Here is a 24,959-nt window from a genome sequence, read left to right as displayed (position 1 = left end):
GGCACGCCGTGCCTGCCGCACCGGAGCGGCGTCCCGCGAGCGGCGATCGGCCGGCGCGGAGAGCCGGGGTCAGGCGGAGGCGTGCTCGCGCTCGCGCAGGACGCCTGACTCGAGCGCCTGGAAAGACAGCACCTTGTAGCCCTCGGACTCGAAGAAGATCGTCGCCCGGTCGGCCTCCACGCTCATCACGGTGCCGGCGCCCCACTCGCGGTGCTCCACCGACTCGTCGACGCTCAGAGGGGCGTCCACGGGCGCCTCGACTGTCTCGCCGCTCGCCTCGTGCCGCTCGCAGCCGTCGCAGTTGCCGCACCACTCGGCCGACTCCACGCCGAAGTAGTCCAGCAGGACTCGGCGGCGGCACTGGCTGGTCTCCGCGTAGGCGCGCATCATCGACAGGCGCGACTCCGCGATCCGCTCGCGGGAGGCCAGAGCCTCCTTCACCACGTGCACGGCCTCGTCGCCCGAGGCCTCGCGCGTGGCGCGCAGACCGGACCCGGTCTCCACCAGCCCCGCGTCCGCGAGATCGTTGACGATCCGGGCGATCGTGCGGGCCGGCTTCCCCAGCTCCTTCGCGAGAGCCGCGGAGTCGAGCCCCGGCTGCTCCGAGACGGCCGCCCAGATCACGCGCAGCGCGGCCTTGTCGACCGAGCGCTTGGCGAAGAAGCGGCGGAGACCGAGGTCCTCGGCGCGGTAGTGCAGCGCGCCCGTCGCCGGCTCGCCGTCGCGGCCCGCGCGGCCGATCTCCTGGTAGTACGCGTCGAGCGACTCGGTGGTCGTCGCGTGCAGCACGAAGCGGACGTCGGCCCGGTCGATGCCCATCCCGAAGGCCGAGGTCGCGACGACGACGTCGAGCTCGCCGGCGCGCCACTGCTCGTGCACGACCTTGCGCTCGGACACCTTGAGTCCGGCGTGGTACGCCGCGACCCGGCGCCCCTCCGCCGCGATGTCGGCGGCGTAGGCCTCCGTCTCCTTGCGGGTGGCGACGTAGACCAGGCCCGGAGCCGTCCAGCTGCGGGCCTCCTCGACCACGGCGGCGCGCTTCTCGTTCTCGCTCTCGTGGCGGTGCACCACCAGCCGGATCTCCGGACGGTCGACGCCGTGCACCTGGATCTCGGGGTCGGTCATCCGGAGGCGCTCGATGATCTCGTCGCGCACCGGCCCGGAGGCGGTGGCGGTCATCGCGAGCACCGGCGGGTCGCCGAGCTCGCCGCGCACATCGGCCAGGCGGAGGTAGTCGGGGCGGAAGTCGTGGCCCCAGGAGGAGACGCAGTGCGCCTCGTCGACGACCAGGAGCGACACTCCCGCGGCCGCCAGGCGCGCCACGTTCTCGGGCTTGGCGAGCTGCTCGGGCGCCAGGAGCACGTAGAGCGGGCCGCCCTCGTCGATCCGGTCCCAGGCGCGGGCGACGGCCGCGGCGCCCTGGGAGGAGTTGATCGCGACGGCGGGCGGGGCCGCCGGAGCCGCCTCGATCGCGGCGAGCTGGTCGGCCTGCAGGGCGACGAGCGGGGAGACGACCAGGACGACGCCGCCGCGCTCGGCTCCGGCGATCTGGTAGACCGCGGACTTGCCGCCGCCCGTCGCCAGCACCAGCAGCGTGTCGCGCCCGGAGGCCGCCGACTCGATCGCCTCGCGCTGACCGGGGAGCAGCGACGACCAGCCGAAGTCCGCCCGGGCGATGCGGCTGACGGAGTCGGTGCGGGAGGAGTTCATAGCTCGACGCTATGACCAGACGGCCCCGGAGGCAGTCCGCTTGACAGCGCCGGGGAGCACGGTGAAGGCGCGTCGCCCGGCCTCACGGCCCGCCTCTGCCCCCTCGCCTCCGCGCTGTCAACGTCCTGCGGAGGGGCCCGTCGCGTGCTGGGCTGGAGCCCCGACGAGAGGAGCCGACATGGCCGACCAGAACGTGAAGGAGGACCTTCCCGGATCCGGCGGCGACGCCGCCCCTAACACCGGCGGCGCGCAGACGGTGCTGCCCGGCGAGGACGCGGCCGACGCCTCCGCGGCGGGGGCCGCTCCCGGGGGCACCGCGATCGACCGCGGGGTCACGGACGCCGTGACCGACGGCGACAGCGGAGGGGACACCGTCTCCGGCGACGCCGACCTGCCGGACGAGACCGAGGGCGCGGTCGGCAGCGACCCGGCGAGCGCCGACTGACGTCCCGCTCGGACGCGTCCGGCCCGCCGGATCCGAGGATCCTTGCGGGCCGGAGGCGCTCGTCCCTCCGCGGAGGAGGGCCCGGGCTCAGCGCCGGACGACCACCGGGTTGAACAGCGTGCCGATGCCCTCGACGTCCACCGCGACGGTGTCCCCGTTCGCGATCGGCCCGACGCCGGCGGGCGTCCCGGTGAGGATCACGTCCCCGGGGAGCAGCGTGAAGATGCGCGAGACGTAGGCCACGATCTCGGGCACCCCGTGGATCATGTCGCCGGTGCTGCCCGACTGCTGCACGCGCCCGTTGACGCGCGTCTCGATCGCGCTCTCGTTCCAGACGAACTCGGTCTCGATGACCGGTCCGAGCGGGCAGAAGGTGTCGTAGCCCTTCGCCCGCGCCCACTGGCCGTCGGAGCGCTGGAGGTCGCGTGCGGTGACGTCGTTGGCGATCGTGTACCCGAAGACCACGTCCTCGTAGTCCTCCGCGCGGACGTTGCGGGCCACGGCGCCGATCACGATCGCCAGCTCGCCCTCGAACTCCACCTGCTGGCTGTCCTCGGGGAGGACGATCGCCTCGTCCGGGCCGATGACCGACGTGTTCGGCTTGAGGAACACCAGCGGCTCCGCCGGGGCGTCGCCGCCCATCTCGGCCGCGTGGTCGGCGTAGTTCTTCCCGATGCCGACGATCTTGGAGCGCGGGATCACCGGCGCGAGGAGCTTCGCCTCCGCGATCGGGATGCGCTCCCCCGTGGTGCCGAACCCGGCGAACATCGGGTCGCCGGCGAGCACGACCAGGTCGTCCTCGTCCACGATCCCGAAGTGGATCGCTCCCCCGTTGTCCCCGTCGCGCTGCGTGGCGAATCGTGCGATCTTCATGCGTCCAGCCTCGTCATCCATCCGTGCGTGTCCTCGCGGCGTCCGTACTGGATGCCGGTCAGCTCCTCGCGGAGCGACATCGTGAGCTCCCCGGCGGGCGCGCCCTCGCGGCCGACGGAGAAGCCCTCGCCCTTGAGCTCGGCGATCGGGGTGATCACGGCGGCGGTCCCGCAGGCGAACACCTCGACCACATCGCCGGAGGCCACTCCGTCGCGCCACTCGTCGATGCTCACGCGGCGCCGCTCGACGCGGTGGCCGCGGTCCTCGGCGAGCTGCAGGACGCTGTCGCGCGTGATGCCCTCGAGGATCGAGTCCGATTCCGGGGTGACCAGCGTGCCGTCCTTCTTCACCAGCACCACGTTCATGCCGCCGAGCTCCTCGATCCACTGCGACTCCTGCGAGTCGAGGAAGAGGACCTGCGCGCAGCCGTGGCTGTAGGCCTCCTGCTGCGGGAGGAGGGAGGAGGCGTAGTTGCCACCCGTCTTCGCCGCTCCCGTGCCGCCCTTGCCCGCCCGGGCGTAGGAGGTGGAGAGCCAGATCGACACAGGGGCGACCCCGCCCGAGAAGTAGGCGCCGGCGGGGCTGGCGATCACGTAGTAGCCGACGTCCTCGGCCGCGCGCACGCCGAGGAACGCCTCCTGCGCGAACATGAACGGGCGCAGGTAGAGGCTGGTCTCCGGCTCCGAGGGGACCCAGTCGCCGTCGACCGCGATCAGCTGCCGCAGCGACTCGACGAAGAGGTCCGTCGGGAGCTCCGGCAGCGCGAGGCGGCGGGCCGAGCGCTGCAGGCGGCGCGCGTTCGCCTCCGGGCGGAAGGTCCAGACGGAGCCGTCCTCGTGGCGGTAGGCCTTCATCCCCTCGAAGATCTCCTGCGCGTAGTGCAGGACGGCGGCGGCGGGGTCGAGCGCGAGCGGGCCGTAGGGCTCGACGCGGGCGCTGTGCCAGCCGTCCGTGCGGGTCCAGCGGAGGCCGACCATGTGGTCGGTGAAGTGCATGCCGAAGCCGGGGTTCGCGAGGATCCGGGCGCGCTCCTCGGCGGAGCGGGGCGCGGGGGCGGCGGTCACCTCGAAGGCGAGGTCGGCGGGGGCGGAGTCGGTGCTCATCGTGGTGGTGTCCTTCTGCGGGGGATCAGCGGAGGCGGGCGACGACGGAGTCGCCGATCGCGGCCGTGGAGCGCGGGGTGCCGTCGCGCGACTCGATGTCGGCGGTCACGGCCGCGGTGACGCGGGCGGCCTCGTCGCTCCGGCCGAGGTGGTCCAGCAGCATCGCGGCCGAGAGGATCGCGGCGGTCGGGTCGGCGAGCTGCCGTCCGGCGATGTCGGGCGCGGATCCGTGGACCGGCTCGAACATGCTGGGGAACGCGCCGTCGGGGTTGATGTTGCCCGAGGCCGCGAGTCCGATGCCGCCGCTGATCGCGCCGGCCAGATCGGTCAGGATGTCGCCGAAGAGGTTGTCGGTGACGATGACGTCGAACCTAGCAGGGTCGGTCACGAGGAAGATCGTGGCGGCGTCCACGTGGAGGTAGTCGACGGCCACGTCCTCGAAGGCGGCCCCCACCTCGTCGACGATCCGCTTCCAGAGCGAGCCGGAGAAGACGAGGACGTTCGTCTTGTGGACGAGCGTCAGCCGGGAGCGGCGCGTGCGGGCGAGCTCGAACGCGTGGCGGACGACGCGCTCGACGCCGTAGGCGGTGTTGACCGACACCTCGTTGGCGACCTCGTGCGGGGTGCCCTGCCGGATCGAGCCGCCGGTGCCGACGTAGGGCCCCTCCGTGCCCTCGCGGACGACCACGAAGTCGACCTCGCCGGGAGCCGCGAGCGGCGAGGCGACGCCCGCGTAGAGACGGGTGGGCCGCAGGTTGACGTAGTGGTCGAGCTCGAAGCGCAGCCGCAGGAGCAGCCCGCGCTCGATGTTCGCGTCCCGGAGGCGCGGGTCGCCCGGTGCTCCGCCGACGGCGCCCAGGAGGATCGCGTCGTGCCCCGCGATCGCCGCGAGGTCCTCGTCGGTGAGGACGTCGCCGGTCTCGAGGTAGCGGGCGGCGCCGAGCGAGAAGGTGGTCGTCTCGAGCACCAGGTCGGAGTCGGCGGTGACGGCGTCGAGGACCTTGACGGCCTCGGCGGTCACCTCGGGCCCGATCCCGTCTCCGGGGATGACGGCGAGCTTCACGGTGCGGGGCATGGCGGTCCTCAGGCGTACGGGGTCGGAGTCCCCCCAGCGTACTCGCGGCCCGCCCGCGCCGCGGTCCGGGGCACGCGCCCCCGTCGGGCTGGCGAGGGCCGCCCGGGAGGCGCTGCGCGTCCCGGGCGGCCTCCCTCGGGAGGAGAGGAGGAGCGTCAGCTCCGGCGGAGGCGCCAGGCGCCGACCGCGGCGGCGGCCAGCACGAGGACGACGCCGAGCCAGGCCGACCAGCCGACGCCCGAGTCGAACGCCGCGCTCGCCGACGCGACGAGGCTCGCGGCGGAGTCGGCGGGCAGCTCGCCGGCGACCGAGACGGCGCCGCCGAGGGTCTCCCCGGCCCGCTGCGCCTGCGCGGCGTCGAGGCCCTCGGGCAGCACGACTCCCCCGCGGTACACGGCGGTGAGGACGGTGCCGAGCGTCGCAGTGCCGAGGACGGCACCGAGCTCGTAGGCGGTCTCGGAGACGGCGGAGGCCGCACCGGCCTTGTCGGCGGGCGCGTTGGCCAGGATCAGCTCGTTCGACACCGTCTCGGCCGCACCGATGCCCAGGCCGAGGAACGCGAAGGCGACGGCGACGGTGAGCGCGGACGCTCCTCCGGGCGCCCCGCTGCCGAGGGCCAGCAGGATGTACCCGACGGCCGAGACCAGCAGTCCGGCCGGGACGACGAGGCGCGGAGCGACGCGGCGCGCGATCGGCACCACGCCGAGCCCGGCCAGGATCATCACGGCGAGGCCCGGCACGAGCACGAGGCCCGCCTCCAGGGGCGAGAGCCCGACCACGAGCTGCAGGTGCTGCGAGAGGAAGAAGAGCCCGCCGACCAGCGCGGTGACGCTGAGGAGGTTGACCACGATCGCCGCACTGAACGAGCCGCGGCGGAAGAGCGAGAGATCGAGCATCGGCGAGGCCCGGCGCTGCTGGCGGCGGACGAACAGAACGCCCGAGACGACGCCCACGACGAGCGCCGCGACGCCGACCGCGTCGATCCCGTGCTCGGCGAAGGACTTCACCGCGTAGACGACCGGCGCCATGGTCGCCAGCGACAGCAGGATGCTGACCACGTCGACCGGGCCGGGCTGCGGGTCGCGCGACTCCGGCACCAGGATCGGCACCAGGACGACCAGCGGGAGCAGCACGGGCACCGCGAGCAGGAACACCGACCCCCAGGGGAAGTGCTCGAGCAGCACGCCGCCGACCAGCGGGCCGATGCCCGAGCCCACGGCGAAGCCGGTCGCCCAGATCGCGATCGCGAGGCGGCGCTGGTCGCGGTCGGGGAAGACGCTGCGCAGGAGCGAGAGCGTCGAGGGCATCAGCATCGCGCCGAAGAAGCCCAGTGCCGCGCGGGCGCCGATGAGCGCCGCGGCGGTAGGAGCGAACGCGGCCACGACCGAGACGGCGGCGAAGCCGACCGCGCCGACCAGCAGGAGGCGCCGCCGCCCGACCCTGTCGCCGAGGCTGCCCATCGCCACCAGCAGGCCCGCGAGCACCAGCGGGTAGGCGTCGACGATCCACAGCAGCTCGGTGCCGGAGGGCCCCAGATCCTCGGCGATCGAGGGGAGCGCGAAGTTCAGCACCGTGTTGTCGACCGAGACCAGCAGCACCGGGAGCATCAGCACCGCGAGCGCCACCCAGGCGCGTCGCCCGACCCGGTCGGCGGCGCCGGCGGTGTCGTGGGTGGAGACGGGAGCGGTGCGCGCGGACACGGGGACGACCTTTCAGAGGAGAACGGAGAGAGTATACCGTCCAGCCGGTACAGTCGCCACTGATCCGCCGTAGGATGGTCGCCGTGCCTCCTGCCCCCGCCCGCGACCGCGTCCTCGACGCGTTCGAGCAGCTCCTCATCGAGCAGGGCGAGCGCGCCGCGACCCTCGACGCCGTCGCCCGCGAGGCCGGAGTCTCCAAGGGCGGGCTGCTCTACCACTTCCCCTCGAAGGACGCCCTCGTCGACGGGCTCCTGCAGCGCCTCGACGCGCGGCGGGAGGCGGACGTCGCGCAGAGCCTCGCTGCTCCCGAGGGCGTGGTCGCCTACCTGCTGCGCACCTCCTTCGCCGCCGACTCGGCCTTCGACCGCACGATCCTCGCCGTGTCGCGCATCGCGCAAGGGCACGACGAGCGCGCCAGCGGGGGCCTCGCGCGGATCCACGACAGCTGGAACGAGGTGGTCGCCGACGCCGTGGGCGACCCGCTCGTCGCCCGGGCGATCGTCCTGATGAGCGACGGGCTCTACTACAACTCCGCCCTGCTCCCCACGGGCTCGCAGTCGCGCGGCGAGGCCGAGGACGTCCTCGCGGTCGTCCAGCGCCTCCTCGGGAGCTGAGCCGCGCCGCCCCGGCGGACCCGCTACAGCTCGACGACCCCGTCGATCAGGGTCACCGTCGCGCCGCCGATCCAGATCGCGCCGTCCGTGCTCTCGACGCGCACGCGCCCGGCTCGGCCCAACGCCGCCCCCTGAGCGGCCGTGTAGCGCTCGGGCAGCACGCCGCTGCCGATCAGCCACTGGGCGATCCCCGCGTTGAGGCTCCCCGTCACCGGGTCCTCGGACACACCGGCGTCGGGGATGAACGCCCGCACCTCGACCGCGCACTCGCCTCCCGCCGGATGCTCGCCCACGACGCCGACGGGGAGCCCGGCGAGGAGAGCCTGGTCCGGCCGCAGCGCGAGGACCTGCTCCGCCGACGCGAGCCGCACGGCCAGCCAGCCGGGACCGTTGTCGACCCACTCGTGGTAGAGGATCTCCGCGCGCGGGATCCGCAGAGCCGCAGCCACCCGCTCGAGCGTCGCCTCGTCGACCGGTCCGGTCCGCCGGCGGGGCGGGGCGGCGAAGGCGATGCCCTCCTCCGTCACCCTCAGCCGGACGAGACCCGCGGCGCACTCCTGCACGAGCTCCCCCGCCGCGCGGGCCGTCCCTCCGGCCGCGAGCCAGGCGTGCGCGCTCCCGAGGGTCGGGTGCCCGGCGAAGGGCAGCTCCCCGTCCGGCGTGAAGATCCGCAGCCGGTAGTCGGCCGCGGGGTCGCTCGGGCGGAGGAGGAAGGTCGTCTCGGAGAGGTTCGTCCAGCGCGCGAACTCCGCCATCGCGGCGTCGCCCACGCCGTCGCCGTCGACGACGACCGCCACCGGGTTGCCCCGGAACGGCGCGGCGCCGAAGACGTCGACCTGAGCGAACCGCCGCGTGCTCACTGCTCGGTGATGTCGATCTCCTGCATGAGGTCGGCGTCGATCGCGACGCGGACCTTCTCGAGCAGGCCGTCGGGGGCGGGGGAGTCGATGGTGATCACCGAGAGCGCCTTGCCGCCCGCCTCGGTGCGCGCGATCTGCATGCCCGCGATGTTGACCGCGGCGTCGCCGAACTCACGGCCGTAGACCGCGACGATCCCGGGGCGGTCGACGTAGCTCATGACGACGAGGTGCTTCGCGAGGGGGACCTCGACGTCGTAGCCGTTGATCGCCACGATCTTCTCGACCTGCTTGGTGCCGGTCAGCGTGCCCGAGACCGAGATCTGCGAGCCGTCCGAGAGCGCGCCGCGCAGCGTGATCACGTTGCGGTACTCGTCCGAGACCGGCTCCGTGATCAGGCGCACCTCGATGCCGCGCTGCTCCGCCAGCACCGGCGCGTTGACGTAGGACACCGTCTCCGAGACCACGTTGGTGAACACGCCCTTGAGAGCCGCCAGCTTGAGGACCTTCACGTCGTAGCCGGCGAGCTCACCGCGCACCTCGACGTCGATGGAGGTGACCGGCGAGTCCGCGAGGCCCGAGAAGACCTGGCCGAGCTTCTCGACCAGCGGGATGCCGGGGCGCACGTACTCGTCGATCACGCCGCCGGCGACGTTCACGGCGTCCGGCACGAGCTCGCCCGAGAGCGCGAGGCGCACCGAGCGGGCGACCGAGACGCCGGCCTTCTCCTGCGCCTCGTCGGTCGAGGCCCCGAGGTGCGGAGTGACGACCACGTTCTCGAGGGCGAGCAGCGGCGATCCGGTCGGCGGCTCCTTCACGAACACGTCGAGTCCGGCGCCGGCGATGGTCTTCGCGACGAGCGCGCGGTGCAGCGCGTCCTCGTCGATGAGGCCGCCGCGGGCCACGTTCACGATGAACGCCGACGGCTTCATCAGCGCCAGCTGATCGTCCGAGATCATGCCCGTCGTCTCGGGGGTCCTCGGCATATGGATCGTGATGAAGTCGCTCTCGGCCAGCAGCTCCTCCAGGGAGAGGAGCGTGACGCCGAGCTGCTGCGCGCGGGCGCTGGTCACGTAGGGGTCGTAGGCGACGACGTTCACACCGAAGGCCTGCAGGCGCGCGGTGATCAGCGCGCCGATGCGGCCGAGGCCGATGATGCCGACGGTCTTCTCGTAGAGCTCGACGCCCGTGTACTTCGAGCGCTTCCAGAGGCCCTGCGCGAGCGCGCTATGCGCGGCGGGGATGTGGCGGGCGAGGCTCAGGATGTGGCCGACGGTGAGCTCGGCGGCCGAGATGATGTTCGAGGTCGGCGCGTTCACGACCATGACGCCCGCGGCGGTCGCGGCGGTGATGTCGACGTTGTCCAGGCCCACACCGGCGCGGGCGATCACCTGGAGCGAGGGGGCCGCGGCGATCGCCTCCGCGTCGACCTGCGTCGCGGAGCGCACGAGGATCGCGTGCGCCGTGCCGAGGGCCTCGAGCAGCGCCGGGCGGTCGGTGCCGTCCACGGAGCGGATCTCGAAGTCGGGACCGAGCGCGTCCACGGTGGCGGGCGAGAGTTCTTCGGCGATCAGGACGACCGGCTTTGTCACGAGAGGCGCTTCCTTCGGAGAGGGGACGGAGCGGGCACCGAGGCGGGGGCGTCGGCAGCCCCCCGTCACTGTAGCGGAGGGGTGCGCGCGCCCCGCGCCGTGTGACGCCGCCGGTCAGCTCAGCGAGACCAGGCTCTCGACGCCGAGGACGAGCTGCACGTCGAGCGAGAGCGCCGCCGAGAGGCAGAGGGCCGCCGCGAGCAGTCCGACGCGCGCCGGGAGTCCCCGGCGGCGCCCGAGCAGGACGGCGGCGACGAAGCAGGCGACCGGCAGCACCAGGCCGAGCAGGAGCACCGCCCAGCCCGTCGGATTCAGGTCGGTGCCGAGGGAGGCCGCGTAGCTGCGCAGGCCGATCAGGTTGCCGACCGCCTCCCAGACGTCCCAGGCGAAGAAGAGCGCGAACACCACGGCGACGAGGACGGAGGCGGCCAGGCGCCGGCCGGGCCGGTCGCGCCGGCCGGTCCCGCCGAGGGTGGCCCGGGTCGAGTCGGTCATCAGGCCCCCTTGAGGAACGGCAGCGGAGCGAGGAGGACGAGTCCGGCGACCAGCCAGAGCACGCGGGTGCGCACCCGGGAGTCGCGGGTGGCGAGGAGCACCACGGCGAACCACACCGGCGGCGCCAGGACCGCCAGCCAGAGCCCGAGCGAGTAGAGGGCGCCGCCGAGCGCATCGCCCGCGAAGCCGGCCGCGGCGACCGGGGACTGCCGCGTCGCCGTGATCGCCCAGGCGATGGCGTACAGGAGGTAGAGGCCGGCCGCGATGCCCGCGGCGATCAGCAGAGCGGACGAGGATGCGGCCTCGTCGGCGGGGTCCTCGACCTCGGGGTCGTCGTCGTCCGAGCCGTCGTCCGCCGGGTCCGCCCCCGCGTCCGTGCGGGGCGTCCGGCGCACGCGCGCGGTCCCCGCGGCGAGCGTCGGGTCCGCGCCCTCACCCGCCCACTCCAGGGCCTCATCGTCGGCGTCGTCCTCCGGGCCGGCGTCCGGCCCGCGGTCCACCGGCGGGGTCGCCGCGTCGTCGTCCTCCGGGGAGCGGCCCGGTCCACCATCGATCACCGCAACACCCTAGCCGCGCGCACCTCGCAGGAGGCTCGGAGCCCGCCGCCGCCTCCCCGACACCCGGCGGACACCCCGCGTCCTCCCCCGGGGGCGAGGCTGAGCGGATGGACGACCGCCGCCGCCGCTTCGTCGCCCTCGGCGACTCCTTCACGGAGGGGGTCGGCGACCCGCACCCGCGCCTGCCGAACGGGGTGCGCGGCTGGGCCGACCGCGTCGCCGAGCGCCTGGCGAAGGCCGAGCCGGGCTGGGAGTACGCGAACCTCGCCGTCCGCTCGAAGCGCCTCGCCCAGATCACCGAGGACCAGCTCGCGCCCGCCCTCGCGCTCCGCCCCACGCTGATCACGCTGTACGCCGGCGGCAACGACATCCTCGACCTCGGCACCGACACCGTCGATCTGATCACCCGCTACGAGGCGCTCGTCGACGCGCTCGCGACCACCGGCGCCTCCCTCGTGCTCTTCACCGGCGTCGACATCCCGGGACTGCCCGCCCCGCGGATGTTCCTGCGCCGCAACCACCTCTACAACAGCGCCGTCCGCCGGATCGCCCGCGAGCGGGGCGCGATCCTCGTCGACTACTGGGCGATGCGGGAGTTCCACTCCCCCGTGCTCTGGTCGCCCGACCGGATGCACCTCTCCAAGCGCGGCCACCGCGTCCTGGCCGGCCGCGTGCTCGACGCGCTCGGCGTGCCGCACACGATCTCGACCGGGCCGTGGGACGCACCGGAGCCGCTCCGCCTCCGCGCGCGGCTGCGCGAGCAGCGCCGCTGGGCGGCCGACTGGGTCCTCCCCCTCGTCGGCCGCAAGCTGCGCCGGGTGACGCTCGGCGACCACCTCTCGCCCCGGTGGCCGGACCCCGTCCTCGTCCCGCCGAAGGGCGGTCTCCGCCGTCTCGTCCGCGAGCTCGAGCGGTAGTCGCGCCCCGGACGCGGAGGAGCCCCGGCCCGGCGAGGGGATCCCGGTAGACGGGTCCCTCGTCGGACCGGGGCTCCCCCGGTCGACGCGGTGCGACTAGCGCGCGACGCTGCCGTCGGTGTAGTCCTCGTCGGTCTGCTTCCAGGCGAAGAGCTTGCGCAGCTCGCGGCCGGTCTCCTCGATCGGGTGCTTCTCGCCCTTGGCGCGCAGCTCCTGGAACTCGGGTCCGCCCGCGTCCTGGTCGCCGATGAAGCGCTTCGCGAAGGCGCCGCTCTGGATGTCACCGAGGACGGCCTTCATGTTCTCCTTCACGCGCGGGTCGATGACGCGCGGGCCGGAGACGTAGTCGCCGTACTCGGCGGTGTCGGAGACGCTCCAGCGCTGCTTGGCGATGCCGCCCTCCCACATGAGGTCGACGATGAGCTTGAGCTCGTGCAGCACCTCGAAGTAGGCGATCTCGGGCTGGTAGCCGGCCTCGACGAGGGTCTCGAAGCCGTACTGGACGAGCTGCGAGGTGCCGCCGCAGAGCACGGCCTGCTCGCCGAACAGGTCGGTCTCGGTCTCCTCGGTGAAGGTGGTCTTGATGACGCCGGCGCGGGTGCCGCCGATGGCCTTCGCGTAGGACTTCGCGGTCTCCCAGGCGGTGCCGGTCGCGTCGTTCTCGACGGCGATGATGTCCGGGATGCCGCGGCCGGCGACGAACTCGCGGCGCACGGTGTGGCCGGGGGCCTTCGGCGCGATGAGGATGACGTCGACGCCCGCGGGCGCCTCGATGTAGCCGAAGCGGATGTTGAAGCCGTGCGCGAAGGCGAGGGTCTTGCCCTCGGTCAGCGCGGAGGCGATCTGCTCGCTGTAGATCGCGCGCTGGTGCTGGTCCGGCGCGAGGATCATGATCAGGTCGGCCCAGGCCGCGGCGTCGGCGACGCTCTTGACCTCGAAGCCGTCGTCCTCGGCCTTGGCGGTCGACTTCGACCCCTCCTTCAGCGCGATGACGACCTGGACGCCGGAGTCGCGGAGGTTCTGCGCGTGCGCGTGGCCCTGCGAGCCGTAGCCGACGATCGCGACCTTCTTGGACTGGATGATGGAGAGGTCGGCGTCGGCGTCGTAGATGAGCTCGGTCACGTGGTGAGTCCTTTTCTGTAGTGGAGAGTTCGCGGTCAGTTCTTGAAGACGCGCTCGGTGATCGACTTGGAGCCGCGCCCGATGGCGAGCAGGCCCGACTGCGCGATCTCCTTGATGCCGTAGGGCTCGATCACCCGCAGGAACGCGTTGGTCTTGCCGGTGTCGCCGGTGACCTCGATCACCAGGGCGTCCGTCGCGACGTCGACCACGCGGGCGCGGAAGAGCGTGACGGCCTCGAGCACCTGCGAGCGCGTGACGTTGTCGACGCGGACCTTGACGAGCAGGTGCTCGCGCTGGACCGACTGGTCGGTGTCGAGCTCGACGATCTTGATCACGTTGACGAGCTTGTTGAGCTGCTTCGTGACCTGCTCGAGCGGCAGGTCCTCGACGTCCACGGCGACCGTGATGCGCGAGAGCCCGGCCAGCTCGGTCGGACCGACCGCCAGCGACTCGATGTTGAAGCCGCGGCGGGCGAACAGCCCGGCGACACGGGTGAGCAGTCCCGGCTTGTCCTCGACGAGCAGGGAGAGAACGTGGTGCGTCATGCGGGTCTACTCCTCGTCGTCCCAGGTCGGGCTGTGGTCTCGGGCGTACTGGACGTAGCTGTTGGAGACGCCCTGCGGGACCATCGGCCAGACCATGGAGTCGCGGCTGACGACGAAGTCGATGACCACGGGCCGGTCGTTGGTGGCGATGGCGAGACGGATGGCGTCGTCGATCTCCTCCGGCTTCGTGACGCGGATGCCGAGCGCGCCGTAGGCGTCGGCGAGCTTCACGAAGTCGGGCACCCGGACGGTGTCGTGACCCGTGTTGAGGTCGGTGTTGGAGTAGCGGCCCTCGTAGAACAGGGTCTGCCACTGGCGCACCATGCCGAGCGAGGAGTTGTTGATCACCGCGACCTTGATCGGGATGTCGTTGATCGTGCAGGTGGCGAGCTCCTGATTGGTCATCTGGAAGCAGCCGTCGCCGTCGATCGCCCACACGGTGCGCTCGGGCTCGCCGACCTTGGCGCCCATCGCCGCGGGCACGGAGTAGCCCATGGTGCCGGCGCCGCCGGAGTTCAGCCACGAGTTGGGGCGCTCGTACTTGATGAACTGCGCCGCCCACATCTGGTGCTGGCCGACGCCGGAGGCGAAGACGCCCTCGGGGCCGGTGATCTCGCCGATGCGCTTGATGACGTACTGCGGCGAGAGCAGGCCGTCGTTCGGCTCGGTGTAGCCGAGCGGGAACTCCGTCTGCAGGCCCTTGAGGTAGCTCCACCACTCGGAGGTGTCGGCGCGACCGTCGGCGGAGGCCTTGGCGAACGCGTCGGTGAGGTCCGGGAGGACGTCCTTCAGGTCGCCCACGATCGGCACGTCGGCGGTGCGGATCTTGGAGATCTCGGCCGGGTCGATGTCGACGTGCACGACCCTGGCGTGGGGCGCGAAGAGCGCCGCCTTGCCGGTCACGCGGTCGTCGAAGCGCGAGCCCAGCGCGAGGATCAGGTCCGCCTCCTGCAGCGCGAGCACCGCGGGGACGGTGCCGTGCATGCCGGGCATGCCCAGGTGCTGCTCGTGCGAGTCCGGGAACGCTCCGCGCGCCATCAGCGTGGTCACCACGGGGGCGCCGCAGGCCTCGGCGAACGCCTTCAGCTCGACGGCCGCGCGGGCGCGGATGATGCCGCCGCCCACGTAGAGCACCGGCTTCCGCGACTCGACCAGCAGCTGGGCCGCGGCCTGGATCTGCTTGCCGTGGGCCTTCGTGACCGGACGGTAGCCGGGCAGGTCGATCTTCGGCGGCCAGAGGAACGGCGCCTGGTCCTGCTGCGCGTCCTTCGTGATGTCGACCAGCACGGGGCCGGGGCGGCCGGTGGTGGCGATCAGCGCGGCGGAGGCGAGGGCCGAGGGGATGTCCTCGGGGCGCGTCACGAGGATGGAGTGCTTCGTGATCGGCATCGTGATGCCGACGATGTCCGCCTCCTGGAACGCGTCGGTCCCCATGAGCGTCGAGAACACCTGGCCGGTGATCGCGAGCATCGGGACGGAGTCCATGTAGGCGTCCGCGATCGCGGTGACCAGGTTGGTCGCTCCGGGGCCCGAGGTCGCGATGCAGACGCCGAGCCTGCCGGTCGCCGAGGCGTAGCCCTCGGCGGCGTGGCCGGCGCCCTGCTCGTGGCGGACCAGGATGTGCCGGATCTTCGAGGAGTCCATCAGCGGGTCGTAGACCGGGAGGATCGCGCCGCCGGGCAGGCCGAAGACGTCCTCGATCCCGAGCATCTCGAGCGAGCGGACGACCGCCTGCGCTCCGGTGAGGACCTCGGCCGCGGGGGCGGCCCCGGGAGCGTGGGCGGGTCGGGGTGGCTGGGGCGTCGGTGCGGGCTGCACGGCGGACGGATCCGGAGTCATGCGGGTGTCGATTCCTTCAGGAGGTGGTGCGGCGGCGGGCAGAGCCGGAGGCGAGTGCCCGGGAACGCGAGTGCGCGGCCGGCCGGAGCGGGCCGGGTCACCCGGTGACGGCGCCCTCGGCTGCCGAGCGGACGAGCTTGGCGTACTTGGCGAGGACACCGCGGGTGTAGCGCGGAGGGAGAGGGGCCCAGCCTTCTCGGCGGGCGGCGAGCTCGGACTCGTCGACGAGTAGGTCGATCGAGCGAGCGGCGATGTCGACCCGAATCGGGTCTCCGTCGCGAACGAATGCGATGGGACCTGCGTCCACCGATTCGGGAGCTATGTGGCCGATGCACAGGCCGGTTGTGCCGCCTGAGAATCGTCCGTCCGTCAACAGTAGTACATCTTTTCCGAGCCCGGCCCCCTTGATGGCGGCGGTGATGGCGAGCATCTCGCGCATGCCGGGACCGCCCTTGGGACCCTCGTAGCGGATGACCACCACGTCGCCCTTCTCGATCCGGCCCTCGGTCAGAGCGTCCATCGCGGCGCGCTCGCGCTCGAACACGCGGGCCGGACCCTCGAAGACGGAGGCGTCGAAGCCGGCGGTCTTGACGACCGCGCCCTCGGGGGCGAGCGAGCCCTTGAGGATGGTGAGCCCGCCGGTCGCGTGGATCGGGTTGTCGAGGGTGCGGATGACCTCGCCGTCCAGCGGTGCGATGTCCATCGCGGCGAGGTTCTCGGCGACCGTCCTCCCGGTGACCGTCAGGCAGTCGCCGTGGAGCAGCCCGGCGTCCAGGAGCGCCTTCATCACGGCCGGGACGCCGCCGTGGCGGTCGACGTCGTTCATGACGTACTTGCCGAAGGGCTTGAGGTCGCCGATGTGCGGGATCGTGTCGCCGATGCGGTTGAAGTCGTCGATCGTGAGGTCGACCTCGGCCTCGTTGGCGATCGCGAGCAGGTGCAGGATGACGTTGGTCGACCCGCCGAAGGCCATCGCCACCGCGATCGCGTTCTCGAACGCCTCCTTGGTGAGGATGTCGCGGGCCGTGGTGCCGTTGCGCAGCAGCTCGACGACGGCCTCGCCGGACTTGCGGGCGAAGTAGTCGCGACGGCGGTCGGCGGCGGCGGGCGAGGCGGAGCCGGGCAGGCTCATGCCGAGCGCCTCGGCGACGCTGGCCATGGTGTTGGCGGTGTACATGCCGCCGCAGGAGCCCTCGCCCGGCGCGAAGGCGCACTCGATGCGCTTGGCGTCCTCCTCGGACATGATCCCGGCCTTGACGCCGCCGACGGCCTCGAAGGAGTCGATGATCGTGATGTCCTTCTCGGTGCCGTCCGAGAGCTTGACCCAGCCCGGGGCGATCGAGCCGGCGTAGACGAACACGGCGGCGAGGTCGAGGCGGGCCGCGGCCATCAGCATGCCGGGCAGCGACTTGTCGCAGCCGGCCAGCATGACGGTCCCGTCCAGGCGCTCGGCCATCATCACGGTCTCGACGGAGTCGGCGATGACCTCGCGGGAGACGAGCGAGAAGTGCATGCCCTCGTGCCCCATCGAGATGCCGTCCGAGACGGAGATGGTGCCGAACTGGAGCGGGTAGCCGCCGCCGGAGTGCACGCCCTCCTTCGCGGAGCGCGCGAGGCGCTCGAGCGAGAGGTTGCAGGGGGTGATCTCGTTCCACGAGGACGCGATGCCGATCTGGGGCTTCTCCCAGTCGTCATCGCCCATCCCGACCGCCCGCAGCATCCCGCGCGACGTCGTGGCCTCGATGCCGTCCGTGACGGTGCGCGAGCGGGGCTTCCAATCGATTTCCGGCATGCGATGAGGCTACCGCCTCGCGCGCGGTGCCCCTGCTCGCCGGGCGGACCCGGACCGGCCCGCGCACCCGTTCCTGCCCCGGCCTCCGGCAGCGGCACCGGATGCGGACGTCCCCGCGGATCTCCGACTCGTCGCGAACGGCCGCTCCCCGCGTCGGCGGACGGCCGTCCTCGGCGAATCGGCGATCCGGGACCCGCCGGCGCTGACCGCCGGAAGGGGGCTGCTACTCCGCGCGCAGGTCGGCCAGCAGCCGGAGTGCGTGCGCGACCTGCTCGGGACCGCGGACCCGGTAGGAGGCCGCGGTGGTGCCCTCGCCGCTCTTGATGCCGACGTCGCCGGAGCCGAGGACCGCGAAGGCGTCCTCGTCCGTCACGTCGTCGCCCGCGTAGAGGACGGCGGTCGCGCCGGTGTAGCGGCGGAGGTGCTGCACGGCCTCGCCCTTGGTGGTCGAGCGGACCGAGAACTCCAGGACGTTCTTCCCCTCGCGGACGGTGACCCCCTGCACCTCAGCGCGCGCCTCGGAGAGGGCGACGACGTGGGCGACGCGGCTGTGGCGCTCGGTCGCGAGGCGGGTGTGCAGGGCGAAGCCGGCCGGCTTGTCCTCGATCCAGACGTTGTCGATCCCGCGGGCGATGCCCTTCAGGACGTCCTCGAGCACTCCCACCTTCTCGAGCTCGTCGTCGTCGAGCCGGACCGCGTCCTCCTCGGGGTCGAGGCGGATCTCGATGCCGTGGGAGCCGACCAGCAGCGCCTCGTCCGGCAGCTGTGAGACCTCCTCCAGGCTCCCGAGCGCCCGGCCGGAGACCAGCGCGACCCGGGTGCCGGGGAGGGCGAGGAGCCGCAGCACGGCCTCGCGCGCCTCGGGGAGCGCCCGCGCGCGGGCGGGGTCGTCGACCTCGGGCGCGAGGGTGCCGTCGAAGTCGAGGGCCACCAGGAGCCGTTCGGTCGCGGCGAGCTCCCGCAGCGCCGCCGCGAGCCGCTCGGGCACTCCCTCGCTCATCGCGCGCCGCCGTCGAGCTCGCGGTCGTCGGCGGCCTCCCGCTCGAGCTCGGCCGCCTGTCCGTGGGCCGCGTCGTCGCGGTGCTCGGCCTCCTGGCCGTGCGGCGCCTCCTGCCCGCGGGCGGCGGGCCGCACGTCGAGCTGCTGGCCGGCCGCGTGCTCCGCGAGAGCGGAGAGGAACGACTCGGACCAGCGCGCCACGTCGTTCTCGAGCACGCGGCGACGGAGCGCGCGCATGCGCCGGGTGCGCTCGACGCGCGGCATCCGCGCCGAGGCCTCCATCGCGTCCTTCAGCCCCGAGATGTCGTGCGGGTTCACCTGCACGGCCTGCTTGAGCTCGTCGGCCGCTCCGGCGAACTCGCTCAGCACGAGCACGCCGTCGTTGTCGAAGCGGGACGCGACGTACTCCTTCGCGACGAGGTTCATCCCGTCGCGCAGGGCCGTCACGAGCATGACGTCGGCGGCGAGGTAGAGCGCCACCATCTCCTCGCGCGGGTAGCCGTGATGGAGGTAGCTGATCGCCGGGTGCCCGAGCGTGCTGTAGTCGCCGTTGATCCGGCCGACCTGCAGCTCGATGTCGTCGCGCAGCTGCCGGTAGGTGTCCACGCGCTCGCGGCTCGGGCTCGCGACCTGCACCAGCACCGCGTCCTCGGAGGTGAGGCGGCCGTCCGCCAGGAGCTCGCCGAAGGCCTTCAGGCGGTGGCCGATCCCCTTGGTGTAGTCGAGCCGGTCGACGCCGAGCATGATCGTCGCGGGGTTGCCCAGCTCGGCGCGGATCTCGGCGGCGCGGGCCTGGATCTCGGGGGTGCGCGCCATCGCCTCGAACGACGCGGAGTCGATCGAGATCGGGAAGTGCCGGGCGACGACCGGGCGCACGCTCGCCCCGCGCCGCGAGCGGTTGACGCGGCGGGTGCCGCCGACGGCCTCCTCCTCGACCGGGACCTCGACGACCGTGCTGCGGGTGTCGTAGCCGAGCAGGCGCCGGACTGCGCGGAGGAAGCTGCCCGCGTCGCCCTGGCGCTGGAAGCCGATCACGTCGGCGCCGAGCAGGCCCTCGACGATCTGCCGGCGCCACGGGAGCTGCGCGAAGATCCCGTAGGGCGGGAACGGGATGTGGTTGAAGAAGCCGATCGTGACGTCGGGCCGGAGCTCCCGCAGCATCTTGGGCACGAGCTGGAGCTGGTAGTCCTGCACCCAGACCACGCCGTCCTCCTCCGTCACGGCCGCGGCCGCCTCGGCGAAGCGCTGGTTGACCCGCACGTAGGCGTCCCACCAGTCGCGGTGGTAGGTCGGGGGCGCGATCACGTCGTGGTACAGCGGCCACAGCGTGTCGTTCGAGAAGCCCTCGTAGTAGTCCTCGAGCTCCTGCGCGCTGAGGGCGACGGGGACGATCTGCACGCCGTTGTCGACGAACGGGGCGACCTCCTCGTCGGCCACGCCGGGCCAGCCGACCCAGGCGCCCTCGTTCGCGCGCATCACGGGCTCGAGCGCGGTGACCAGCCCGCCGGGCGAGGTCTTCCAGGAGGCGGTGCCGTCCTCGGCCACGACGCGGTCCACGGGGAGGCGGTTCGAGACGACCACGAACGCGTTGCGCTCGGTCCCTCCCGAGGTCCCGGCGTCGGTCCTGTCAGCGGCGGAGGAGGCGGAGGCGGAGTGCGGAGGAATGGTGGTCCCTTTTCGTCGGTCGAGCCGTCGTCGTGCCCGTCGAGGCTAGCAGCCGGCCCCGCACGGGGGACGGGGGGGGTCAGCCCTGCACGAGGGCGAGCGCGAGCGTCGCTCCGCCCACCGTCGGGACGACCGCGACGAGTCCGAGGAGCGCGTACTGGCGCCACGAGACGTGCACGCCCAGCGCGGTCAGCCTCTGGTGCCAGAGCAGGGTGGCGAGCGAGGCCCACGGGGTGATCAGCGGTCCGGCGTTCACGCCGATCAGCAGGGCGACCAGGCGGAGCGGATCCGCCGCGACGGGCTCGAGGGCGAGGTAGGCGGGCAGGTTGTCGACCAGGTTGGAGGCGACCGCGCCGGAGCCGGCGAGGCGCAGCAGGTCGAGCGTCCCGCTCCCCTCCCCCGCGACCACGGCGAGCGCCGCGCCCAGCCCGAGCTGGTGCGCCGCCTCCATCGCCACGAAGAGGCCCGCCGCGAAGACGACGAGCTGCCACGGCAGGAGGGCGGGCGTGAGCGCCGCGGGACGGCGCACCGCGAAGAGGACGATCAGCGCGACCGCGGCGACCGTCGCCGGGATCCACACCTCGAGGCCCGAGACGAGCGCCGGCAGGAGCAGCGCCACGACGATCCCCGCGCCGACGAGCAGCACCCGGTCCTCCACCGGCGTCCGCTCCCCCGGGGTGTAGCGCCCGGCCAGCTCGCGCCGGTAGCGGATCGCGAGGATCAGCACGGGCACGACGGCCGCGACGAGCGCGGGCACCGCGGTCAGCGCGGCGAAGGCGAAGGGGCCTTCGACGCCCAGGCGCCGCTGCGCGAGCAGGTTGGTGAGGTTCGAGACGGGGAGGAGGAGGGAGGCGCAGTTCGCCAGCCAGACCGTGGCCATCGCGAACGGCAGGGGCGGGACGCGCACGTGCGCCGCGAGCAGGACCACGACCGGGGTCAGGAGCACGGCGGTCGTGTCGAGCGAGAGGAACACCGTGCTGACGACGGCCATCGCCACCACCAGCAGCCAGAGCACCGCGGTCCGCCCGCGGCCCCACTCGGCGGAGCGCTCGGCGACCACGGTGAAGACGCCGGCCTCGGAGGCCAGCTCGGCGACCACGGTCACCGCGACCACGAAGCCGAGGATCGGCGCCGTCCGCTCGACCAGCTCGCCCAGCGCGTCCATCGGGAGGACCCCCGTGACGACGGCCACCGCCCCGACGACGAGCAGCACCGCCCCGATCACAGCCGTGCGCATGTCGTTCCCGTTCTCCTCGGCGTGCCCCGGCTCGAGGATTCGGGTCCCGGCGGCGATCCACCGTAGCGGGACAACCCCTCGGTGCTGTCAAGCGTTCCTCTGAGAGCTTTCGCACCCGCTAGCGTCGGGGTGAACACGGGAGGCACACGCATGCGCAAGTTCATCCTCAACTCCAGCGTCATCAGCGCGATCGTCGGCGGCTGGTCGATCCTGCAGACCACGCGCAAGGGCCCGCGCGACTGGCGCCTGGCCCTCCAGTGGGTCAGCTGGGCCATCTCGGTCACCGTCGCCCTGGGCTCCGTGTCCTACGACTCGAAGGAGATCGTCAAGGAGGAGCGCGGCAGGAAGCGCGACCGCTAGGCCCTCCTGACGCGCCGCCTCCCCGCGGGGCGGCGTGTCAGCCGGTCTCCCGACCCGGTGGCGGCGACACTGTTCCCAGTCGCTGCCGGCACGGGAAACGGGGTTCGTCATGAGGTTTCGTCTGAGGCGTCGCAAGGCGGCCCCCGAGGTCGTCGAGGCGGCCCCCGTCCTCACGCAGGACGAGCTCTTCGCCGTCGTCCACGAGCGGCTCGCGGCCTTCGTCGGATCCGGGGGCGCCTGGGTCGTCACGCGCCGCAGCCACGACGACCGCGACCCGATCTTCCACGGGATGCTCGCGCGCTCCCTCGCCCACGAGCTCTCCGCCGCCATCCAGGAGGAGCAGCTCCGCGCCGGCGCCGAGCGGACGTCGTCCCCGGTCACCGAGGCGATCCCCGTGATGCGCGCCTCGACTCCCCCGGTGGAGCCGGCCGCCCTCACCTGGGAGCCGAAGCCGATCGCCGTCTGGGCGGAGCCGGCCCCCGCCGACGTCGCCGTCGACGCCCCCGTCCCGACCCGCTCCTGACCCGAGCGGTCGGCCGGCGGGTTCGCCCTCCGGCCGACCCGACGAGCGACGTCGCCCTTCCCGCTGATCGAGGAGGCGGCGCGGCCGCCGTCTCGAGATCCCCCGCGGCCGCCCCTCCCCCGGCCGCCCGTCAGAGCGTCTGCCAGCTCCCGGGTCCCTCGCTGCCCGCCGGGTACTCGTCGAGCGGCACCCGGTCCGCGTGCCAGGCGTCGATCGCGGGCTGCACGATGCGCCAGCACTCCTCGGCGGCGTCCCCGCGGACCGAGAGCGACGGGTCGTCGTCGAGGATCCCCGAGATGACCTCGCCGTACGCCAGCAGCTCGCCCGCGCCGAAGGTCGCCTCCAGCGAGGCGCGCTCGAGCGTGTACGGGTCGCCGGGGCCGTTGATGTTCAGCTCGAGCGACATCTGGTCGGGCGCGAGGAACAGCCGCAGCACGGACGGCGCCTCGGTGCCCACGAAGCCGCGGGGCAGGTGCGGCACCGGCTTGAAGCGGATGACCACTTCGCGTCGCCGCTCCCCGAGCGCCTTGCCGGAGCGGAGGGTGAACGGCACGCCGGCCCAGCGCCAGGTGTCGATCTCGACGACCAGCTCGGCCAGCGTCTCGGTCCGGCGAGCGGCGTCCACGCCTTTCTCGTCCGCGTAGGCGGGCAGCTCGCGTCCGTCGATCGTCCCCGCCGTGTAGCGGGCGCGGCGCGAGCTCTCGGCGGGGTCGTCGCCGTGCAGGCGGGTGGCGCGCAGGACGATCGACTTCGCGTCCCGGAGGTCGGCCGCGTCGAGCGAGGACGGCGGCTCCATCGCGATCACCGCGAGGACCTGCAGCAGGTGGCTCTGGATCATGTCGGTCAGCGCGCCCGCGCCGTCGTAGTAGCTCGCCCGCCCCTCGAGGGCCAGCTGCTCGTCGTAGACGATCTCGACGCTCTCGATGTGCTCGGCCGACCACAGCGGCTCGAGGATCCGGTTCGCGAAGCGCAGGCCGAGCACGTTCATCACGGTCGCGCGGCCGAGGAAGTGGTCGACGCGGTGGATGCGGTCCTCGGGGACCAGCGCGGCGAGGCGCTGGTTGAGGGCGTGCGCGCTCGCCTCGTCGGTCCCGAACGGCTTCTCCAGCGCCAGCACGGTGCCCTCCGGCAGGTCGTGGGCGGCGAGCGCCTCGCAGGCCTTCGCCGCGATCGCCGGCGGGAGGGCGAAGTAGACCGCCACCGGACCGGCGCAGCTCGCGAGCAGTGCGGCGAGCGCCTCCGGATCGGTGACGTCGACCTGCTGGTAGCGCGTGCCGGAGGTGAGCGCGTCCACGCCCTCGCCCTGCGCCTCGACGGTGGCGAAGGAGGCGGTCAGCACCTCGTGCCAGTGCTCCTGGGTCCAGTCCTCGCGTCCCGCGCCGACGAGGTGGACCCGCCGGTCGGTCTCGCGGGTCAGCAGCTGGCCGACGGCGGGGAGGAGGAGCCGCGAGGACAGGTCCCCCGTCGCTCCGAGGATGAGCAGGGTCGAGACGGTCTGTGCCATGCGGCTCACCCTACGGCGGCGCTGAAGAGCCCCGCTCCGCCTTGACTGGGAGGCCACAGCCGCACCTGAGAGGATCGCCGCATGGTCTCCCCGATCGAGGACTACGCCGTCCTCTCCGACTGCCGCACGGCCGCTCTCGTCTCCCGCGACGGAGGGATCGACTGGCTGTGCCTGCCGCGCTTCGACTCCGCCTCCGTCTTCGGCGCCCTCCTCGGCGGCGACGACCAGGGGCGCTGGTCGCTCCGGCCGGTGGACGGGGAGGCGACGAGCGAGCGCCACTACCTCGGCGACACGCTCGCGCTGGTCACCCGGTGGACGACGCCCACCGGCGTCGTCGAGGTGGTCGACGTGATGCCGCTGCGCGACGAGCGCGCCGAGCTGGTGCGCCGGGTGCGCGGAGTGTCGGGGACCGTCCGGATGCGGCAGGAGCTGCGCATCCGCTTCGACTACGCCCGCACCATGCCGTGGGTGCGGCAGGAGGGGACGGACGAGGATCCGCTGCTCGTCGCCGTCGCCGGGCCCGACGCGGTCGTGGTGCGCGGAGTGCGGTTGAAGGCCGTCGACCACGCCCACGCGGCGGAGTTCGACGTCGACGCGGACGCGGTCGTCGACCTCTCGATGGCGTGGTTCCCCTCGCACCAGCGGGCGCCGAAGCGCCTCGACGTCGACCGCGCGCTGGAGCGCACGCTCTCCTGGTGGTCCGAGTGGGCGTCGGCGATCGACTACGACGGCCCGCACCGCGACGCCGTCGTCCGCTCGCTGCTGACCCTCCGCGCCCTCACCGACGACGAGACCGGCGGCATCGTCGCGGCGGCGACCACCTCGCTCCCGGAGCAGTTCGGCGGCGCCCGCAACTGGGACTACCGCTACGTCTGGCTCCGCGACGCCTCGCTCACCCTGCAGGCCCTGCTCGCGCACGGGTTCGAGCAGGAGGCGCAGAAGTGGCGGGCCTGGCTGCTCCGCGCGGTCGCGGGCGCGCCGGAGGACGTGCAGATCATGTACGGCCTCGCCGGCGAGCGCGACCTGCCCGAGCGGGAGATGCCGAGCCTGCCCGGCTACGACGGCGCCTCCCCCGTGCGGATCGGGAACGCCGCCGTCGACCAGTACCAGGCGGACGTGATCGGCGAGGTGATGGTCGCTCTGCACGAGGCCCGCGTGGCCGGAGTGGACGAGACGGAGTTCTCCTGGCCGCTCCAGCGCGCGCTCCTGGGCTTCGTCGAGACCAACTGGCAGCGGCCGGACAACGGCATCTGGGAGATCCGGGGCGAGCCGCGCCACTTCACGCACTCGCGGGTCATGATCTGGGCCGCGCTCGGCGTCGAAGCCCTGGGCCTCGATCTCGGCGCGCACCTCGTCGCGGAGGCGCTCCCAGGTCTCGACCGGACCGGGCAGGCCGTTCTCGCGCACGGCGCGGACGCCCCGATCGAGCGCGGCC

General features: G+C 73.1%; 23 protein-coding genes. 6 read left to right on the top strand and 17 right to left on the bottom strand.

What is annotated here, in order from left to right; translation table 11 throughout:
- Positions 1-69 precede the first annotated feature (69 nt).
- Positions 70-1,710, bottom strand: a complete 1,641-nt coding sequence (locus C5C82_RS12575) for a RecQ family ATP-dependent DNA helicase (RefSeq protein ID WP_104295180.1) — start codon at positions 1,708-1,710, stop codon at positions 70-72.
- Positions 1,711-1,888: 178 nt separating this feature from the next.
- Between C5C82_RS12575 and C5C82_RS12570 the strand changes: the two genes are divergently transcribed.
- Positions 1,889-2,155 carry a hypothetical protein gene (locus tag C5C82_RS12570; RefSeq protein WP_104295181.1) on the top strand — a complete coding sequence of 89 codons (267 nt, stop codon included), beginning with the start codon at positions 1,889-1,891 and terminating at the stop codon, positions 2,153-2,155.
- An 87-nt stretch (positions 2,156-2,242) separates the two neighbouring features.
- On the opposite strand, the gene C5C82_RS12565 is transcribed toward C5C82_RS12570, so the two are convergent.
- The 4 genes from C5C82_RS12565 to C5C82_RS12550 all read right to left on the bottom strand — a co-directional run bounded on the left by C5C82_RS12565 (position 2,243) and on the right by C5C82_RS12550 (position 6,906).
- On the bottom strand, positions 2,243-3,028 hold the full coding sequence (locus C5C82_RS12565; protein WP_104295182.1) for a fumarylacetoacetate hydrolase family protein: 786 nt from the start codon (positions 3,026-3,028) through the stop codon (positions 2,243-2,245).
- Positions 3,025-4,131 (bottom strand): branched-chain amino acid aminotransferase, encoded by a 1,107-nt coding sequence (locus tag C5C82_RS12560; RefSeq protein WP_104226252.1) that lies wholly within the window; start codon positions 4,129-4,131, stop codon positions 3,025-3,027. The genes C5C82_RS12565 and C5C82_RS12560 overlap by 4 nt, the downstream gene beginning before the upstream one ends.
- Positions 4,132-4,156: 25 nt before the next feature.
- Complete coding sequence (locus C5C82_RS12555; protein WP_104257252.1) at positions 4,157-5,206, bottom strand: 3-isopropylmalate dehydrogenase; 1,050 nt, start codon at positions 5,204-5,206, stop codon at positions 4,157-4,159.
- A 155-nt stretch (positions 5,207-5,361) separates the two neighbouring features.
- A complete protein-coding gene (locus C5C82_RS12550) occupies positions 5,362-6,906 on the bottom strand; it encodes an MFS transporter (RefSeq protein WP_258059394.1) in 1,545 nt (514 codons plus the stop codon).
- 74 nt (positions 6,907-6,980) lie between these two features.
- On the opposite strand from C5C82_RS12550, the gene C5C82_RS12545 reads away from it, so the two are divergent.
- Positions 6,981-7,520: a TetR/AcrR family transcriptional regulator gene (locus tag C5C82_RS12545; RefSeq protein WP_208543367.1), complete on the top strand. Its 540-nt coding sequence runs from the start codon at positions 6,981-6,983 to the stop codon at positions 7,518-7,520.
- A 23-nt stretch (positions 7,521-7,543) separates the two neighbouring features.
- Here the strand turns inward: C5C82_RS12545 and C5C82_RS12540 are convergent, their stop codons facing one another.
- The 4 genes from C5C82_RS12540 to C5C82_RS12525 form a co-directional block, all read right to left on the bottom strand.
- Positions 7,544-8,380 carry a PhzF family phenazine biosynthesis protein gene (locus tag C5C82_RS12540; protein ID WP_104295183.1) on the bottom strand — a complete coding sequence of 279 codons (837 nt, stop codon included), beginning with the start codon at positions 8,378-8,380 and terminating at the stop codon, positions 7,544-7,546.
- Positions 8,377-9,969, bottom strand: a complete 1,593-nt coding sequence (serA, locus tag C5C82_RS12535; protein ID WP_104295184.1) for a phosphoglycerate dehydrogenase — start codon at positions 9,967-9,969, stop codon at positions 8,377-8,379. The genes C5C82_RS12540 and serA overlap by 4 nt, the downstream gene beginning before the upstream one ends.
- Positions 9,970-10,083: 114 nt before the next feature.
- Complete coding sequence (locus tag C5C82_RS12530) at positions 10,084-10,464, bottom strand: hypothetical protein (RefSeq protein WP_104233218.1); 381 nt, start codon at positions 10,462-10,464, stop codon at positions 10,084-10,086.
- Complete coding sequence (locus C5C82_RS12525; RefSeq protein WP_104292019.1) at positions 10,464-11,021, bottom strand: hypothetical protein; 558 nt, start codon at positions 11,019-11,021, stop codon at positions 10,464-10,466. Before C5C82_RS12525 ends, C5C82_RS12530 begins: the two co-directional genes overlap by 1 nt.
- Before the next feature lie 107 nt (positions 11,022-11,128).
- Here C5C82_RS12525 and C5C82_RS12520 point away from each other — a divergent pair, with 107 nt between their 5' ends.
- Positions 11,129-11,938, top strand: coding sequence for an SGNH/GDSL hydrolase family protein (locus C5C82_RS12520; protein WP_104292018.1), 810 nt, complete (start codon positions 11,129-11,131; stop codon positions 11,936-11,938).
- Positions 11,939-12,034: 96 nt separating this feature from the next.
- On the opposite strand, the gene ilvC is transcribed toward C5C82_RS12520, so the two are convergent.
- The 7 genes from ilvC to C5C82_RS12485 form a co-directional block, all read right to left on the bottom strand.
- Positions 12,035-13,060 carry a ketol-acid reductoisomerase gene (ilvC, locus tag C5C82_RS12515; RefSeq protein ID WP_104223539.1) on the bottom strand — a complete coding sequence of 342 codons (1,026 nt, stop codon included), beginning with the start codon at positions 13,058-13,060 and terminating at the stop codon, positions 12,035-12,037.
- A gap of 35 nt (positions 13,061-13,095) precedes the next feature.
- A complete protein-coding gene (gene ilvN, locus C5C82_RS12510; RefSeq protein ID WP_104223540.1) occupies positions 13,096-13,605 on the bottom strand; it encodes an acetolactate synthase small subunit in 510 nt (169 codons plus the stop codon).
- A 6-nt stretch (positions 13,606-13,611) separates the two neighbouring features.
- Positions 13,612-15,444 carry an acetolactate synthase large subunit gene (locus C5C82_RS12505; RefSeq protein ID WP_104295185.1) on the bottom strand — a complete coding sequence of 611 codons (1,833 nt, stop codon included), beginning with the start codon at positions 15,442-15,444 and terminating at the stop codon, positions 13,612-13,614.
- A gap of 97 nt (positions 15,445-15,541) precedes the next feature.
- Complete coding sequence (gene ilvD, locus C5C82_RS12500) at positions 15,542-17,236, bottom strand: dihydroxy-acid dehydratase (protein WP_104233215.1); 1,695 nt, start codon at positions 17,234-17,236, stop codon at positions 15,542-15,544.
- A gap of 223 nt (positions 17,237-17,459) precedes the next feature.
- Positions 17,460-18,236, bottom strand: coding sequence for a trehalose-phosphatase (gene otsB, locus C5C82_RS12495; protein WP_104262689.1), 777 nt, complete (start codon positions 18,234-18,236; stop codon positions 17,460-17,462).
- The gene (locus tag C5C82_RS12490) at positions 18,233-19,816 is read right to left on the bottom strand and encodes a trehalose-6-phosphate synthase (protein ID WP_104250140.1); all 1,584 of its coding nucleotides are present in this window, start codon (positions 19,814-19,816) and stop codon (positions 18,233-18,235) included. The genes otsB and C5C82_RS12490 overlap by 4 nt, the downstream gene beginning before the upstream one ends.
- Before the next feature lie 163 nt (positions 19,817-19,979).
- On the bottom strand, positions 19,980-21,137 hold the full coding sequence (locus C5C82_RS12485) for an SLC13 family permease (RefSeq protein ID WP_104226243.1): 1,158 nt from the start codon (positions 21,135-21,137) through the stop codon (positions 19,980-19,982).
- A 150-nt stretch (positions 21,138-21,287) separates the two neighbouring features.
- Here C5C82_RS12485 and C5C82_RS12480 point away from each other — a divergent pair, with 150 nt between their 5' ends.
- Positions 21,288-21,497 (top strand): hypothetical protein, encoded by a 210-nt coding sequence (locus tag C5C82_RS12480; RefSeq protein ID WP_104226242.1) that lies wholly within the window; start codon positions 21,288-21,290, stop codon positions 21,495-21,497.
- Positions 21,498-21,606: 109 nt separating this feature from the next.
- A complete protein-coding gene (locus C5C82_RS12475) occupies positions 21,607-22,020 on the top strand; it encodes a hypothetical protein (protein ID WP_104295186.1) in 414 nt (137 codons plus the stop codon).
- Positions 22,021-22,150: 130 nt separating this feature from the next.
- Here the strand turns inward: C5C82_RS12475 and C5C82_RS12470 are convergent, their stop codons facing one another.
- Positions 22,151-23,524 carry a glucose-6-phosphate dehydrogenase gene (locus C5C82_RS12470; RefSeq protein WP_181068342.1) on the bottom strand — a complete coding sequence of 458 codons (1,374 nt, stop codon included), beginning with the start codon at positions 23,522-23,524 and terminating at the stop codon, positions 22,151-22,153.
- Positions 23,525-23,605: 81 nt separating this feature from the next.
- On the opposite strand from C5C82_RS12470, the gene C5C82_RS12465 reads away from it, so the two are divergent.
- A partial coding sequence (locus tag C5C82_RS12465; RefSeq protein WP_104314049.1) for a glycoside hydrolase family 15 protein occupies positions 23,606-24,959 on the top strand: 1,354 nt, incomplete at its 3' end.

Source organism: Rathayibacter sp. AY1D5 (assembly GCF_002932515.1).
Classification (GTDB): Bacteria; Actinomycetota; Actinomycetes; order Actinomycetales; family Microbacteriaceae; genus Rathayibacter.
The sequence above is the reverse complement of the archived record's forward strand: the minus strand, read 5'-3'. Positions and strand labels throughout refer to the sequence as shown.